At 45.2% G+C, this 14165-nt stretch carries 16 protein-coding genes; 4 read left to right on the forward strand and 12 right to left on the reverse strand.

The features are described 5' to 3' along the window. Positions 1 to 247 precede the first annotated feature (247 nt). Both Q0785_RS10815 and Q0785_RS10820 read right to left on the reverse strand, forming a co-directional pair. Positions 248 to 784, reverse strand: a complete 537-nt coding sequence (locus tag Q0785_RS10815) for a dihydrofolate reductase family protein (RefSeq protein WP_298829598.1) — start codon at positions 782 to 784, stop codon at positions 248 to 250. An 80-nt stretch (positions 785 to 864) separates the two neighbouring features. After that, positions 865 to 1149, reverse strand: coding sequence for a hypothetical protein (locus Q0785_RS10820; protein ID WP_298829600.1), 285 nt, complete (start codon positions 1147 to 1149; stop codon positions 865 to 867). 139 nt (positions 1150 to 1288) lie between these two features. Here Q0785_RS10820 and Q0785_RS10825 point away from each other — a divergent pair, with 139 nt between their 5' ends. After that, positions 1289 to 1789 carry a metallophosphoesterase gene (locus tag Q0785_RS10825; RefSeq protein ID WP_298829602.1) on the forward strand — a complete coding sequence of 167 codons (501 nt, stop codon included), beginning with the start codon at positions 1289 to 1291 and terminating at the stop codon, positions 1787 to 1789. A 68-nt stretch (positions 1790 to 1857) separates the two neighbouring features. On the opposite strand, the gene Q0785_RS10830 is transcribed toward Q0785_RS10825, so the two are convergent. Further along, on the reverse strand, positions 1858 to 2727 hold the full coding sequence (locus tag Q0785_RS10830; RefSeq protein WP_298829604.1) for an STAS domain-containing protein: 870 nt from the start codon (positions 2725 to 2727) through the stop codon (positions 1858 to 1860). Between the two features lie 311 nt (positions 2728 to 3038). Between Q0785_RS10830 and Q0785_RS10835 the strand changes: the two genes are divergently transcribed. After that, a complete protein-coding gene (locus tag Q0785_RS10835) occupies positions 3039 to 4229 on the forward strand; it encodes a DUF3238 domain-containing protein (protein WP_298829606.1) in 1191 nt (396 codons plus the stop codon). Between the two features lie 283 nt (positions 4230 to 4512). Here the strand turns inward: Q0785_RS10835 and Q0785_RS10840 are convergent, their stop codons facing one another. The 5 genes from Q0785_RS10840 to Q0785_RS10860 all read right to left on the reverse strand — a co-directional run bounded on the left by Q0785_RS10840 (position 4513) and on the right by Q0785_RS10860 (position 8018). Then, the gene (locus Q0785_RS10840) at positions 4513 to 4911 is read right to left on the reverse strand and encodes a thiol-disulfide oxidoreductase DCC family protein (RefSeq protein ID WP_146558663.1); all 399 of its coding nucleotides are present in this window, start codon (positions 4909 to 4911) and stop codon (positions 4513 to 4515) included. Positions 4912 to 4967: 56 nt separating this feature from the next. Next, positions 4968 to 5330 (reverse strand): DUF4440 domain-containing protein, encoded by a 363-nt coding sequence (locus Q0785_RS10845; protein ID WP_298829609.1) that lies wholly within the window; start codon positions 5328 to 5330, stop codon positions 4968 to 4970. 80 nt (positions 5331 to 5410) lie between these two features. Beyond that, complete coding sequence (locus tag Q0785_RS10850) at positions 5411 to 5938, reverse strand: TraR/DksA C4-type zinc finger protein (protein WP_298829611.1); 528 nt, start codon at positions 5936 to 5938, stop codon at positions 5411 to 5413. 84 nt (positions 5939 to 6022) lie between these two features. Beyond that, entirely contained in the window at positions 6023 to 6958 is a 936-nt protein-coding gene (locus tag Q0785_RS10855) for an aminoglycoside phosphotransferase family protein (RefSeq protein WP_298829612.1), read from the reverse strand. A gap of 151 nt (positions 6959 to 7109) precedes the next feature. Then, a complete protein-coding gene (locus tag Q0785_RS10860) occupies positions 7110 to 8018 on the reverse strand; it encodes a cation diffusion facilitator family transporter (RefSeq protein ID WP_298829614.1) in 909 nt (302 codons plus the stop codon). 250 nt (positions 8019 to 8268) lie between these two features. On the opposite strand from Q0785_RS10860, the gene queF reads away from it, so the two are divergent. Both queF and Q0785_RS10870 read left to right on the forward strand, forming a co-directional pair. Beyond that, complete coding sequence (gene queF, locus Q0785_RS10865; RefSeq protein ID WP_298829616.1) at positions 8269 to 8763, forward strand: preQ(1) synthase; 495 nt, start codon at positions 8269 to 8271, stop codon at positions 8761 to 8763. Between the two features lie 12 nt (positions 8764 to 8775). Further along, on the forward strand, positions 8776 to 9429 hold the full coding sequence (locus Q0785_RS10870) for a queuosine precursor transporter (RefSeq protein WP_298829618.1): 654 nt from the start codon (positions 8776 to 8778) through the stop codon (positions 9427 to 9429). Between the two features lie 44 nt (positions 9430 to 9473). Here Q0785_RS10870 and Q0785_RS10875 read toward each other — a convergent pair whose 3' ends face one another. The 4 genes from Q0785_RS10875 to Q0785_RS10890 form a co-directional block, all read right to left on the reverse strand. After that, positions 9474 to 10313 carry an endonuclease/exonuclease/phosphatase family protein gene (locus Q0785_RS10875; RefSeq protein WP_298829619.1) on the reverse strand — a complete coding sequence of 280 codons (840 nt, stop codon included), beginning with the start codon at positions 10311 to 10313 and terminating at the stop codon, positions 9474 to 9476. Positions 10314 to 10990: 677 nt separating this feature from the next. Continuing rightward, complete coding sequence (locus tag Q0785_RS10880) at positions 10991 to 11752, reverse strand: MerR family transcriptional regulator (RefSeq protein ID WP_298829621.1); 762 nt, start codon at positions 11750 to 11752, stop codon at positions 10991 to 10993. A gap of 62 nt (positions 11753 to 11814) precedes the next feature. After that, complete coding sequence (locus Q0785_RS10885) at positions 11815 to 13560, reverse strand: ABC transporter ATP-binding protein (protein WP_298829623.1); 1746 nt, start codon at positions 13558 to 13560, stop codon at positions 11815 to 11817. A 28-nt stretch (positions 13561 to 13588) separates the two neighbouring features. Continuing rightward, the gene (locus Q0785_RS10890) at positions 13589 to 14149 is read right to left on the reverse strand and encodes a GNAT family protein (protein WP_298829625.1); all 561 of its coding nucleotides are present in this window, start codon (positions 14147 to 14149) and stop codon (positions 13589 to 13591) included. Positions 14150 to 14165 lie beyond the last annotated feature (16 nt).

A 14165-nucleotide genomic window follows, 5' to 3' on the forward strand; every position in this document is an offset into this window, starting at 1 on the left:
GAATCTACAAATGATTCTTATTAATAGTATATAATTGGAATTATAAGAATTCAATCCCTCGTAACTACTCAAATTCTGTCGATAAAATGACCAAAAGTAATAGTTTATTGTCTTTATACAAAAAATAAGGGTTTTTTATTTCTAAAAATTAGGTACTTTCTCTTATTATTATAAAAAGTGGCTGAATGTCCTGATTGAAGCAAAGCAAAAGACGGCCGAGAAATCCTCGACCGCCTTTTGTCTTTCCCTATAATCTTCCGTAATGCAGCTGTGCAAATTGCCCATATGATTTTACCGACTTAAGCTTCAAGCGGCGCTTAACTTCCTGCTCTTGGAACAATGGTATTCCTTTTCCGATAAGGACAGGAGCGAGCGAAATGATCCATTCATCAATCAAATCTTCTTTCAAAAAACTATGAAGCAGCTTGCTCCCTCCAATCACCCAAATATCCTTTCCAGGTTTCTCTCTGAGATCTTTCACGAAACTGGAGATGTCCTGATTCGTGAAATTCACATAAGGGTTCTCTTCTGCGGAAGAAGAAGTAAAGACATAACTTTCCATGTCTTGATAAGGGAACTTTCCTTTTTCAGCTTCCATTACCCAATCATAGGTTCTGCGTCCCATAACCACTGTATCGATGTTCTCCATGAATTCGTCGTATCCGGCGCCTCCTTCTTCTTCCCCTGCTGTCTTGAAAAGCCATTCGAGGGAATCGTCTTCAGTTGCGATATATCCGTCCAGGCTAGCGGCGATGTAACAAACAATTTTCCTTTCATTCCCCATACCGACTTCCTCCTTAACGATTTTTTCAATAAAGCGATCAGAAAAAAAATGGCCCCAGCATCAAAACTGAGACCTTGTTTTTATTTGCTTTCCAGTTCTTTCATTGCTTTATGGGTTTGAGGAAAGCCATTTGCCTGCCATTCAGAGCGATAAGCAGAATCCAATTGGGTCAACCCGATTTCCGCTTCATCCATATCAGCATTGACGCTTTCTTCCCGATCGACCGTTACACTGTTTCTCATATCATTATCTTCATAAACCCAGACCTTTTTGGCTTGGTTCTTTTTATAGGCAGTCAACAAAAGAAGGCTGCCCGCCATTGCGGCTCCTGTATAAACAAATTTTTTGGTAGTATTCTTTTTCATGAATATCCCTCCGATTATCTTCGTCGTCCTATACCCTTTACTTCCCTGTTTATTGGAAATGTAATCCTGACAGTTGGCTTTCGACGTCAGAAGGTTTATTTGGTAAAGTGAAAGAAAGAATTCGACTGGAGGCGTTCAGATGAAGAAGATTGTTATTGTTTCAGATACACATATTCCATTCCGCGCCAAGAAATTGCCCCAACAGCTAGTGGATGCATGTCAGGAAGCTGACTTCATCATCCATGCCGGCGATTGGCAGACGATGGATGTTTACCATGAACTGGCGGCATATGCAGAAATTGATGGCGTCACCGGCAATGTCGATCCATGGGATATCCTCGAAAAGTTTGGCCGGAAAAAGATTCTCACGTTCGGAGATTTAACAATCGGTGTGGTCCATGGCGACAGTGACCGAAAACCTACTGAGAAGCAGGCTTTTGACAGCTTCAGTAATGATGATGTCGATATCATCGTATTCGGGCATTCCCATACCCCGGTTATGCGGGAAGTCGAGGGGGTCATCCTGTTCAATCCCGGCTCCCCAACCGACAAGCGCAGGCAGGAACAGTATTCCTTCGGTTTACTCGAAATCGGCGATTCCTGGGAACTCAAGCATGTCTTTTTTGATAAGGAAAGCTAGTCGCCCCGAAGGGTAAAGCCACAATAAGTTGGACTACTAATCTTATCCAATAAAAAATCAGACTCCCTTCACAGGGAGTCTGATTTTTCTTTGCAGTCTTTTATTAATACAAAGCCCAGCTGCTTTAATGCCGATTCCAAATTGGCTTCAATCAATACACCTTTCAGTGCAGCCGCAAAATGAGGAACCTTCAACGCCATAAAAGGCTGAATTCCTGTGATGACCGGTGTTACGCCAATTATTTTAAGGATATTCACGAGCTTCAGCAAGTATTCCCCAACGACAGTGTTGATCTGCAAAACCCCTGAAACATCAATGATCAAATACTCCATCGGCTCTTTGCCGCATTGTTCCAGTACGTGCTCGATGATGACCTGTGCACGCGGTGCCGTAATTTCCCCGATTACCGGAACGATGGCCACCCCTTTAGTGACGGGAACAATCGGAGCAGTCAATGTTTGGATCTGATGATTGGCTTTCTCCAGTTCCAGCACATAAGTCAATAACGTCGACATCATTTCAAATGTGTAGAGCTGATCTTCAGAAAGCTTATAGTATTGATCATCCAATCCGCAAATAGTGCCGTAGACAGTGCCATCGTTATAATAAACCGGAACTCCGACAAAGGTGCCTTGTCCATAATCCGCTGAAATGCCCATAGAACGGGTCATCTCGTTTTTAGAGATGTTCTCAATAACCAATGCTTTCGGACCATGGTTGATGCTCAAGCTGCAAAAGGAGTGAGGAAGAGGCATGGAACTGCCTTCTTCGACCAATTCTTTTTCTGAGTTGCGAACTTTAATAATGTGGTTTGTTGTCCCATCATTTCTGGCGATAAATAAGGAATTGATCCCAATTTGCTTGCTCAGCAGCTGCAGAATATAAGCCGCTGCCTCATCAAAGTTGCTGAAAGCTCTTGCCTTCTGAATAGTATCCATAGCCATTCCCCCATCCCTTTTGTCCAATCTTTTGTTCTTTATATTTTCTTGATAAGATTCAAATCGATGAGTAAACAATCATTATGTAAAGATACCATACCCATGAAAGAAAAAAGGGTCTGCATGCTGTACGTTATCCGCTTTGAAAATAAATAAAAACCGAATATGCCTACATTACTACCTTAATTATACAGTTAAAACACTTAAATCTACATTTAATTTGTGTAACAAATATTTCGCTCTTTCAATAATGGGTTCATTCTTTTGTTAAAAAGGGTATATGCATAACAATAGCATGTGGAGGTGGGGAAATGGCAAACGAAATGGATATTCTGGTCTTGGAACAATCCGAAACAATGATTTATTTTAGATGGACTGATACAGAAGATGTCTGCCGGATAAAAAGAGATGAGCAGATTGTTTATACCGGCACTCAAAATCTGTTTAAAGATGAAGGATTAAAAAAAGGCGAACTGTATACCTATACTCTTGAACGGCTGGATACTTCAGGTAATTGGATAGATAAGATCAAGCTGCATACGGGAACGGAAAACCGAAAAAAAGACAGCATTAACCGCTTGGAAGAAATTGTGTTGACAGCCATCGTTTCTAAAGGCCGAATTTCTTTAGCATGGGGAGAAATTGAAGGTATCACCCAATTTGATATTTACCGCAACGGAAAATTTATTGAAACTGTCGAAAGAAACCAATACACTGACCGCCAAGTGCCCATGAATGAGGAATTCACCTATTGGATTCGCGGCAAACGCCCTGTAGCAAAATCTGAAGAGCGTTTCAGTGAAGAAAAATTCACCCTAGCCAAAGTTTTTGGCACGTTGAACTGGAATTCGTCAAAGGAGAAAGCGGCTATGGAAGAGTTTTGGCTGACTAAAAAAATCGCTCCTTTGGATTCATTGTTGTCTGATGAGGAAAAACCAAAAATCTATCCAGTCTGGCACTTCCGCTACAACACCTTCTTGCCTGAGCTGATATTAAAAAATCCGAATCTCTTATCGCCTTTCCCTTATTTCCAAGGTGACGGCCGGGAGTTCGAGCCGGACTCACTGCATTACCGTACGCAAGTGAGCTTCACTGTCGACTTGAAAGAAGAAGAGTCGTCATTCGATTACGATAAGGATGTCGGTCCCACCATCGGATACAATTGGCGAAAAAAATTCAGCAAAGCGGATGTCGCTTCTTCTGAAGGAATCGAATTGGAAAAGATTGAAGAGACTGGCCATAAAGTTTCCATTACATTAAAGCACAGCGTCGGAAACCCGATCACGACTTCCCCCAATATCGATTACGCAGTATCCGCTGCCTTTTACCGGGACGGCAGCTATGACATCATCGGAATACATGATCAATCACCAAACCATGAAGTTTACTTAAAGCTCGATGACGGTGAGTGGATGGAAATTCACCAGACAGAAAGTGAAGGACTGGCCTATATGGCAGGACCGATTGCCAGCCAGTATTGGCGGATTTCTAATTTCTATTAATTTCACTTGATTCACTTAACCATCAAAAAAGCCCAAATCGAAGAAAATCCGATTCGGGCTTTTTTAATGGTTTGAGAAAGAATAACTTATAGCTCTTCATCTATTCCAGCGCTCAGCTCTTTGAGGCATAAGTCAACCGGGCGCTTTCGCTTTTATTTTTATCCAGACTCCAGCACCCAGCTCTTTGGGTCATAAGCCAACTCAGCGCCGTGGCAAAGAGCGCCACTTCGCTGGTCCGTCTTATGCCCGGCAGAGCTACACGGGCGCTTTCGCTTTTTTTCTCTTACTTATCTAAAAAACGTTTACGGATATGAGGCGGTGGCAGCATGCAGCTGTCCAGCTTGCCAAATACCTTGTAACGGTTTTTGGCCACTATATCATACGCTCCGTCACGGATCGCGCGAGGGAATGGTTTCAGGTAATAGGCCAGCTTCCAAAGACCGGTTAAATGATTTGAAATCATCAAAGCGCCTTCAGATTTCACATATGCCTGTCCATCTTTTATCAATACCACACTGTCGACATCCTCAGGCACCTTATATTTTTTTGAAAGTTCCTGTCCGACTTCACTTTGCAGCGAAGCAAATTGATAATAGCCGGCCGGATCATGATTTATAATGAATTGAACGCTTGAATCGCAAAAATTACAATCTCCATCAAATAACACAATGGCATGTTCCATATCGGTTTCCTCCTTTGCCAAAAATAGTTCTGTTATCTAAATATCCTCTTTTGCCTTTATTGAAACACCTTACCGGTTGAAACTGTCCCTTGGTGAAAAAATAATTTCCAGCCATGTTGTCTTTTTTTCCAAATTGAACTTCGATTCGTTAATTTTCCGGTCTTGTGATTATGGACTTGATAGGTCGTCAGGACCGCCTCTGGACCCAATTCGTGCATGATAAAAGATTTTATTTCCATGGAATCCGGATTCAACGGATGATTCCCATTATAATGCGAGCGTTTGATGATGCCGCCCGAACTGCCGAATTCGTAAAACTCATCGTCCAGTACTTCGCCCAGCTTTTCTGTTGAAACGCGAAACTCGGGCTTTAAGTGACTGCATTCCAACTCATAAATCTCTTCTGTCAATTTATCCATTCCTATTCTCCTCACCTATTATTTCCCGGGAAATGAACTCAGTATATAAATAACCCCTTGCCTAACGGCAGGGGGCCATATCATTTATCATCTTTAAAGAAATCCTCTGGATCTTCATTTGGCTGATCTTGAGGCGTATCAGATGACCCGAAATCTTCGACGTCTTCAAAGCTGTCCTGGTAATCACGAATGGCACTGTCTTCCTTCTCGACCGGCTGGGCTGTGGAAGCTTGGAGCACATCTTCTTCTGGCGGCCGGCTTTCCAGATCAGGTACTTGATCCGCATGATCGATGCAAGTCAATGCAGTCGGCAACGCTTCCAGCCGCTCAAACGGAATATCTTTTCCACAAACTGAGCACTTGCCGTATGTGCCGGCTTCGATTGCTGCTAAAGCCGCTTTCGCTTCCTGCAGTTCTTCTTCTTTAAACTGTGTCAACGCCATGCCACGCTCCTGGTCGTATAAATCGGTGGCATTGTCAGCAGGATGGTTATCATAATTTGAAAGCTCGGTAGTCTCGAACTCTTCTGTATTCTCCACACGCTCTTCCAGAGATTCCACTTGTTCTTCCAATTGCTTTTTCAATTGCTTCAGTTGTTGATCTTTCATCCAATTTCCTCCTCAAAAAACTCACTTATCCTATATATTGCCTTTATCGGGGAAATCAAACCTGAAAGTATCGTAGTGCACTGCTCAAAAATCGTCAAAACGGTCCAGCAAACTCAATAAATAATCATCCAAACGGTGACGCATCAACTCATCAGACAAGCCTTTCATGCCAAAAGCTTCCCATCCCGGATACACTACAGGTGAACCATCCAATATATCCGTCAGCGAAACCAGATCCCAGTAAGGATCATATGTGAATAGACTGCCGGCATGGCGCTGATAAGCTGCCAAAAAATCATTGGCTACAGAAATTCCGTACATCTGGGCCAAATTGACCCGGCAATGTCCGACATCAATTCCTGCAGGCCCCCGACAAGCATTCACCCAGTCCACTATGGCACTGATTTTCCCATTTTCCCACAACACATTAGCTGGATGGAAATCACGATGAATGAAACATTCCTCAGCTGCGGGACGGCTGCCGGCTACAATGTAAAAAGCACGCATCCAATCGTTCTGTCTTTTCGACCATTTGGGTTTTTCCAATAAAAACGCATTATTGTAGGAAAAGTATTCGTAAGGAAAGCCTTCTGCCTGTGTTTGATGCAATTCAGCCAAAGCTGCTGCCAAGCCTTCCAGCCACTTTTCATCATTTGCTGGCTGAAGTACCACAGAGCCCGGCACTTTCGTCATCAATACGGCAGGCATCCCGCTCTCCTCTCCTGTTTCATCATAAGCAATTAAGTGAGGAACAGGGAAGCCGGCTTGTTCAGCGAACTGAAGGCTATCTGCTTCATGTTTTGCCAGATCAGGTTCTTTTTCCAACCAATCAGCTTTATGGAAAAATCGGAGAACGTACGAGAGTACATTTCCATTCTCTTGAACAGCCAATTCAAACAAAGTAGAGGAAGTCCCGCCTTTCAACGGCTTAACGCTTGTTATTTCTGCCGTTTCTCCAAGCTGTTTTTTTATCCATTTCACTGACTGCGCCTGCAAGCTGGGCTGTTCATTTCCTGCCATCCTGGACACTCCTTTCTGCCTATCTTTTAGCTTTAGTGTACCATGAACAAATAAGGATTCTATAATTTAGTAACGTGTTTAACTGCTGATAAAAATACTGGCTGTTCTTCTATAGAATAGCCGAAATCCAGTTGCCTTGGAGTACACGAAGTTACACTTCCAGTGAGTGGTGCACAGTTTCCGGTTTTTCAATCTGAATGGTCGCATGTTCGATTCCACAATAGTCATGAACCAGCTTTAACGCATCCTGAAGAACTATTTGCTCATCTGCTTCGACTGTCACATCGATATGGCAGGTAAACAGGTCGAGTCCGGACGTAATGGTCCAAATGTGAAGATCGTGGACATCCAATACCCCTTCAATTCCAAGAAGCCGTTTCTTCACTTCTGGTGCATCGATTGTATGGGGCGTGCCTTCCATCAATATATGGAGGCTATTTCTGAGAATCCCCCAGGCACTCCGCAAAATCAGCAAAGCAACCAATACGGAAATGATGGGATCCGCCAGCGTCCAGTCAAATAAGAGAATTAACAGACCAGCCACTATAGCGCCGACTGAACCAAGCGCATCCCCAATAACATGCATATAGGCACTTTTCATATTCAAGTTGCCCTGGACATCTGCGTTGCGGTTCAGCACCCACGCACTTAATCCATTAGCTGCGAGACCGATTGCCGCAATCATCAGCATCCAGCCACCTTGTACTTCCGGCGGTTCATAAAAGCGTTCAATAGCTTCATAAACAATAAAGCCCGCAATGACAAATAAAGTCGCGCCATTGATGAAGGCGGTTATGATTTCAAAGCGGAAATAGCCATAGGTTTTTTTCGCAGAAGCTGCTTTTCCAGCAAACCAGATCGCTGATAGGCTGAGTGCAAGTGAAACGGTATCCGATAACATATGGCCGCTGTCCGCAATCAAGGCAAGGCTATTCGTAAATAGGCCGCCGAAAAATTCCAGCACCATGATGCCGGCGGTTATGGCGAGCGCCAGAACCAATGCTTTTTTATTGCCGGCCCTTGCCGCTTCAAAATGATTATGTTCATGATGATGTCCCATACCGCAATCGCCTCCATCTTCTTGCTGTTATTTTACCAAAATTGGCCGATTGACAACGAATAGCAAGTCTTATACGATAGATGAGGAAAAGTAAATAACCCGGCAACGGGAGAGGTTCATAGCATTTCACCCTCTATAAAAAACTATGGATTGTCGAAACTCAGCCAAATCCACATGCGATTTGGCTTTTTCTTTTGTCCGTTTTTTATAGCCCTCTTTCAAGCCGGACATCTAAAGGAGGCCGTTTTTCATGGCAGGAAGAAACGAAGATACACTCGATCATTTATCATTGCTCGGCAATCAGAACACCAAGTATAAATTTGAATACGATCCGGAGATTTTGGAGCCGATCGACAATCTGCACAGCCGGGACTATTTTGTGAAATTCAATTGCCCTGAATTCACATCGCTTTGTCCGCAGACAGGACAGCCTGACTTCGCAACCATTTACTTGAGCTTTATTCCAGACAAGAAACTGGTGGAAAGCAAATCGTTGAAACTTTATCTGTTCAGTTTCCGAAATCATGGAGACTTCCATGAAGATGTAGTCAATATCATTATGAATGATTTGATCAAGTTGATGGACCCGCGTTATATCGAAGTATGGGGGAAATTCACGCCGCGCGGCGGACTGTCTATCGACCCTTATACAAATTACGGCAAACCAGGCACAAAATACGAAGAAATGGCATCGTACCGGATGATGAACCACGACATGAATCCGGAAACGATCACCAATCGCTAAGGAGCCGAACAAATGTTACTTTACTTGAACGGCGCCTTTGTCGGCCTATTGATCCTATCGAATATTTTAGCAGTCAAGTTGTTCAGCATCGGTGAATGGGCTGTTTTGCCGGCGGCTGTCATCGTCTATGTCTTTACCTTTCCCATTACAGATACAATTGCGGAAGTATACGGCAAAGAAGCTGCGCGACAAACCGTTACAGCAGGATTTGTCACACAGCTTTGCGCATTGGCGTTCATTTTCTTTGCTATCCATCTGCCGTCTGCACCATTCTTTGCAGATCAGCAATCTTTTGAAACGATTTTTTCCGCAGGCTTCCGGGTGACTTTGGCCAGCCTTGTCTCTTATTTCATCAGCCAGAATCTGGACGTCAGCATCTTCCACAAGCTGAAACAGCGCCATGGCAACTCCAAGCTGTGGGTACGCAATAATGCTTCTACAATGACCAGCCAATTGGTCGATACCAGCATTTTCATCACCATTGCTTTTTACGGAACCATGCCCGCCAGCGCATTACTCGGGATGATTTTTACCCAATATCTGTTTAAATTACTGGTCGCTGCTGCGGATACACCACTGGTTTATTTATTGGTCAAAATATGCAGACGTGAAATGCAATCCGGCAAACAGATTTTCGGACACCAAAAACCGGAAGCTCTCCAATAGAGCTTCCGGTTTTTATAGTTACAATAAATTATGAGAGCAATTGCTTAAACTTTTGCGCGTGCTTTCTGTACGCGCTCTTTACTGCCCACTTTAACATCAGCAAGTACCATGTCCGCGACAATCGGCAAATGATCGGAAACCGATGTTTCAATAACTGCTGTCTGAACGACTTCCACCTCACTGTCAGAAAAAATATAATCAATGCGGGTCGCCGGCCAAAAAACTTCTTCCGTTTCGTTATTCACATAAGGAGAAGGATACGTATAGGCATCTCCTTTTTTCATTTTCAGGAATGCATCTTCAAAATGGCTTGTCAGTTTTTGCATGTGAATATTTGAAGAAGAAGCATTGAAATCACCTGCAATGATGCGCGGGAAACGGCTTTTCCCCGTAATCTCCAGAATTTCATCGATGCTGACGGCGAGTTCGCTATCCTTCAACGCCAAATGCGTATTGAAGACGCTTAAGTAATTGCCATCCACTTCAATGACGGTTTCCAAAATCCCTCGTTGCTCGTTATTGCCGAAAGGGCAATAGACCTGGGTCAACAAATGATTCTCTACGTACTTGATCGGGTATTTACTTAGCACCACATTGCCGTACTGCCGATTTGGCCGCTCTGAATCCTCAGGCACGAAATTCATATTGGCGCCATAAGCCGCATACATGCCCAGTCTTTGGCTCAGCCATTCCACCTGGTCAACAAATGAACTGCGGGCGGAAAAATAACGGTCAACCTCCTGCAAGGCGATAATTGTGGCACATGAATCCTCCACGACTTCAGCTGTCTTCTCCAAATCAACTATTCCATCCATCCCGAGACCATGAGCAATATTGAACGACATGACTTTTACAATCGGCGCCTTCTTTTTCTTCCCGTGCATGCAAACCTCTCCTTTTCGAATAAAACGAATCGTTGGCAGCTGCTTTAATTGGTTTCAGTATACCAAGATGAAAAAAAATTGCCATAACAAGGATGTAAATGATTGTTATGGATTTGTAAACGCGAAAAGTGAAAGTGCCTGTTCAGCTCTGACGGGCATAAGGCAGACCGGCGAAGTGGCGTTCTTTGCCGCACAGCCGGGTTGGCTTATGACCCGAAGAGCTAGGCACTTGCAACTGGACAACGCGAAAAGCGGAGGCGGCCGTTCAGCTCCGAAAGGTGTAAGACGCTCTGGCGAAGCGGCATGTTTTCAGCCGTACAGCCAGAGTGGCTTACATCCCGAGGAGTTGGCCGATGGAGCTGGACAACGCGAAAAGCGGAGGCGGATGAGCTTAAAACAAGACTTCTTGCAGCAATAAGTCCATCTTTGATTCAACCAACAGTCTATTTCTGTGGCTGATTTAAGCTTTATGCACGTTCCGGAAAATTTACGCACGCTTATTGGGATTTACGCACGTCCAGCAGAACTTGTGCACGCTTAAGAAATTTTATGCACGTTCAAAAAAATTTATGCACGTTCATTGAAATTGAAAGCCGGCACCTTCACCCACCATATATCTGGACATAAAAAACGGACAACCCGTTTTCGGAGTTGTCCGCAGTTAAAACTTCCCTCTGTTATTCCTGTGCCGTATAGACTTCAATCGCATCCCGCAGGAATTGTGCAGCTCCCGGCTTTACTTTGTCATAGTATGCGGCAAAGCGTTCATCTGCCACATACATCTCTGCAAGTCCCATGTGTGTATCCTTACTATAGGTCGGCCACGTAAAGCCCAGCCACCGGCGATGCAGATCAGCCGTCTGCTGCGCCGCTTCGCTCGATGGGTCGCCTGTTCTGAGGGCCTCTGCCAACTGGTCCAGCACCTGCTGCTCCATGTGTATAAACTCTTGGTATTTCTCTTCGCTCATGTTCAGCATTTTGGCGTTGGATCGGTCGACCAGGTCATCGCCGTATTTGCCGCGAATTTCGTCGCCATATTGCTTTTCGTTATCCTCCACCAACTGTTGCTTAAAGCCTTGGAATTTCTCTTTATCAGCCATGATGCTCTTCCCTTCTGCTGCGGAAATGGTTTTTTCCACATTATTTATCAAGAGGTCCAATTGCAGTCGTTTGGCGAGAAGTTTTTCCCGGTGCTCTTCTAAAGCTTGGGAGCCGTTGAAACCGGGACTATTGACGATGTTCTTTATTTGTTCCAAATCCAGTCCAAGTTCGCGGTAGAAAAGAATTTGCTGCAGCTTGTCCACTTCCTGCTGGCCATAGATCCGATACCCCGACGAGCTCTTTCTTGCCGGCTTCAAGAGCCCGATCTCATCATAATAACGCAATGTCCTTGTACTGATTCCAGCCAGGTTCCCTAGTTTTTGCACGGTGTATTCCATATCTCCACCTCCTGATAAACACACCATACACCTTGACGTTGCGTCAAGGTCAAGCGATCTAGTCAAGTTAATTGCTGTTCAGCAAACTCACGGTAAAGGGAGTGGGAAGCTGTCAGTTCCCGGTGTGTGCCAATTCCAGTCACACGCCCTTTTTCAATAAAGACGATTTTATCCGCATCCACAATCGTCGACAATCGATGGGCGATCACCAAAGTGGTCCGCCCTTCCATCAAGCGGCTTAACGCCTGCTGAACAATGCCTTCTGATTGGCTGTCCAAGCTTGCAGTCGCTTCGTCCATCATCAGGATTTTCGGATCGCGCAGAAAAGCCCTGGCAATCGCAATACGCTGACGCTGGCCACCTGACAATTTAACGCCGCGTTCTCCTACTTCCGTATCCAACCCATCGGCGAAGCCGCGGATAAAATCTTCCGCATAAGCCATACGCGCCACGCGCCAAAGCTCTTCGGTTGAAATTGTTTCCGGATCAGGCAAGCCATACGTCAAGTTTGCGCGAATGGTGCCGCCCATCATGGCACTTTCCTGTGAGACATAACCGATCTGATCACGCCAGGAAGCGATTGAAATTTCATTGATCGGGATATACCCAATCGAGATCTCACCGAATGACGGCTCATAAAATCGCTCAATCAGGCCGAATACCGTTGTTTTTCCGCCACCACTCGGTCCAGCAAATGCAATCATTTCGCCAGGCTGCGCTTCAAAACTTACATCTTCAAGGACTTGCTCCCCTTTTTCATAAGCGAAGCTCAATCCCCTTACTCTCAGCACCTTACCGGCAATATCCATGTCCGGCTTCTGTCGCTGTTCTTCCAAAGGCAGTTCCAAAATGCCGATGATGCGTTCTGTTGCGCCTTTGGCTTTTTGAAGCTCTGTAAAAAATCGGGCAAAAGTCGCCATCGGCACAATGATCTGGAATAGATACAATAGAAAAGCGACCAGCGATCCTGTGGACATTTCCCCATTCGCCACGCGGATCCCGCCATAGCCGATGATCGACACGATGACGACCATGACCACCAAGTACATCAGTGGAGCAATCAAAGCATAGATTTTCGCCTCTTTCATGCCCAGCGCAAACAATTTATGGATGCCTTGTACTCCTTTGGTTTCTTCCGTATCTTCAGCTGTCGAGGATTTCATCAGACGGATTTCCCCTAAGGTCTGTTGGACATGGCCCGTAAAATGCGCGGTTTCGTCCTGGAGATTCCGGGAAATCTTGGCCATTTGGCGTCCTAACGGGATCATCACCGCAATCGTCAGCGGCACCGCCAGCATCATGACCAGTGTCATCTTCCAGTCCAGAATGACCAAAATGATCACTGCGCCGATAATGGAAATGATGCCCGTGACAAAGGAAGGAAAATGGTCCGTAATCAGATTTCGGACAATGCCTGTATCATTGACAACCCGGCTCACGGTTTCACCGCTGGAATGCTGATCGAAATAGCTGACACGCAGCCGGATCAACTGAGCCCACATCCGTTCCCGCAAGCCCGCGACTACCCGCTGTCCCACCATGCTCAGCAAGTAGATCGAAACCCCATTGATGATGGCCTGCACGATAAAAGCAGCGCCGATTCCAGCAATCAACGGAACACTGAGCGAGTCGAGTGAAAAACCATCGACCAGGTTTTTCGTCAACAACGGGACCACCAGGCCGACGAGCGTCGTAATTAAACTGGCAAGCAACCCCACTGCAAGTGCGAGCTTCGGAATCTTCAGCGTCAATAACAGCGAAATGAACGGCTTCAGACCTGCATCTTTGTCTTTGTCTTGCTTCTTCATAATAAAAGCCCCTGTTCTTTGAGTCGCATCAAGCGAATTTTGCGTAAATGCATGTATCGGTCAAGCGCTTCCCGTCCACAGAGCGCTCGTCATTCTTCAGCGTCCCTTCCAGTACATAGCCGAGCTTCTCAGGAATGGCGCGGCTTTTTAGGTTTTCAGCATCGCATTGAATTTCAAGGCGATTGCATTTCAGTGTGGTGAAAGCCAGATCGGTCAATGCCGAAACAGCCTCTGCCATGTATCCTTTTCCGGTCGCTCTCGAATCCAGCCAATACCCGATTTCCATCTTCGGCACATCCCATTCAATGGCATGGAAGCCAGTAGAGCCGATAAAGTTTCCTGTCTCTTTATCAAAAACCAGATAACGAAGGGTTTCCCGTTTCAGGAAATTCAAATGCGACTCCAGTTGATTGATTTCCGTTTCCTCTGGAGACGGCTCCTCCTGCGCAAATCCGAGCCATGGCTTCAGGTCGCCGAGTGAAGCTTGAATCGCTGCATTCACTGCCTTTCCATCTCCAGGCATCGGCATTCGCAGCAGCAAACGCTCCGTTCTTATTTCTGTCGGCACTTCCGGCAAATTATTTGTCATCCAGCATTCTCCTTTA

The organism is uncultured Planococcus sp. (assembly GCF_947501725.1).
Lineage (GTDB): Bacteria > Bacillota > Bacilli > Bacillales_A > Planococcaceae > Planococcus > Planococcus donghaensis_C.

What these genes read in the sequence shown, in the direction of transcription:
- Q0785_RS10860 (WP_298829614.1), bottom strand. Translation starts at nt 8,018, where the DNA reads ATGGGACATCATCATGAACATAATCATTTTGAAGCGGCAAGGGCCGGC.
- Q0785_RS10890 (WP_298829625.1), bottom strand. Translation starts at nt 14,149, where the DNA reads ATGACAAATAATTTGCCGGAAGTGCCGACAGAAATAAGAACGGAGCGT.
- Q0785_RS10815 (WP_298829598.1), bottom strand. Translation starts at nt 784, where the DNA reads ATGGGGAATGAAAGGAAAATTGTTTGTTACATCGCCGCTAGCCTGGAC.
- Q0785_RS10885 (WP_298829623.1), bottom strand. Translation starts at nt 13,560, where the DNA reads ATGAAGAAGCAAGACAAAGACAAAGATGCAGGTCTGAAGCCGTTCATT.
- Q0785_RS10845 (WP_298829609.1), bottom strand. Translation starts at nt 5,330, where the DNA reads ATGGATAAATTGACAGAAGAGATTTATGAGTTGGAATGCAGTCACTTA.
- Q0785_RS10825 (WP_298829602.1), top strand. Translation starts at nt 1,289, where the DNA reads ATGAAGAAGATTGTTATTGTTTCAGATACACATATTCCATTCCGCGCC.
- Q0785_RS10880 (WP_298829621.1), bottom strand. Translation starts at nt 11,752, where the DNA reads ATGGAATACACCGTGCAAAAACTAGGGAACCTGGCTGGAATCAGTACA.
- Q0785_RS10830 (WP_298829604.1), bottom strand. Translation starts at nt 2,727, where the DNA reads ATGGATACTATTCAGAAGGCAAGAGCTTTCAGCAACTTTGATGAGGCA.
- Q0785_RS10855 (WP_298829612.1), bottom strand. Translation starts at nt 6,958, where the DNA reads ATGGCAGGAAATGAACAGCCCAGCTTGCAGGCGCAGTCAGTGAAATGG.
- Q0785_RS10850 (WP_298829611.1), bottom strand. Translation starts at nt 5,938, where the DNA reads ATGAAAGATCAACAACTGAAGCAATTGAAAAAGCAATTGGAAGAACAA.
- Q0785_RS10870 (WP_298829618.1), top strand. Translation starts at nt 8,776, where the DNA reads ATGTTACTTTACTTGAACGGCGCCTTTGTCGGCCTATTGATCCTATCG.
- Q0785_RS10840 (WP_146558663.1), bottom strand. Translation starts at nt 4,911, where the DNA reads ATGGAACATGCCATTGTGTTATTTGATGGAGATTGTAATTTTTGCGAT.
- Q0785_RS10875 (WP_298829619.1), bottom strand. Translation starts at nt 10,313, where the DNA reads ATGCACGGGAAGAAAAAGAAGGCGCCGATTGTAAAAGTCATGTCGTTC.
- Q0785_RS10835 (WP_298829606.1), top strand. Translation starts at nt 3,039, where the DNA reads ATGGCAAACGAAATGGATATTCTGGTCTTGGAACAATCCGAAACAATG.
- Q0785_RS10820 (WP_298829600.1), bottom strand. Translation starts at nt 1,149, where the DNA reads ATGAAAAAGAATACTACCAAAAAATTTGTTTATACAGGAGCCGCAATG.
- queF (WP_298829616.1), top strand. Translation starts at nt 8,269, where the DNA reads ATGGCAGGAAGAAACGAAGATACACTCGATCATTTATCATTGCTCGGC.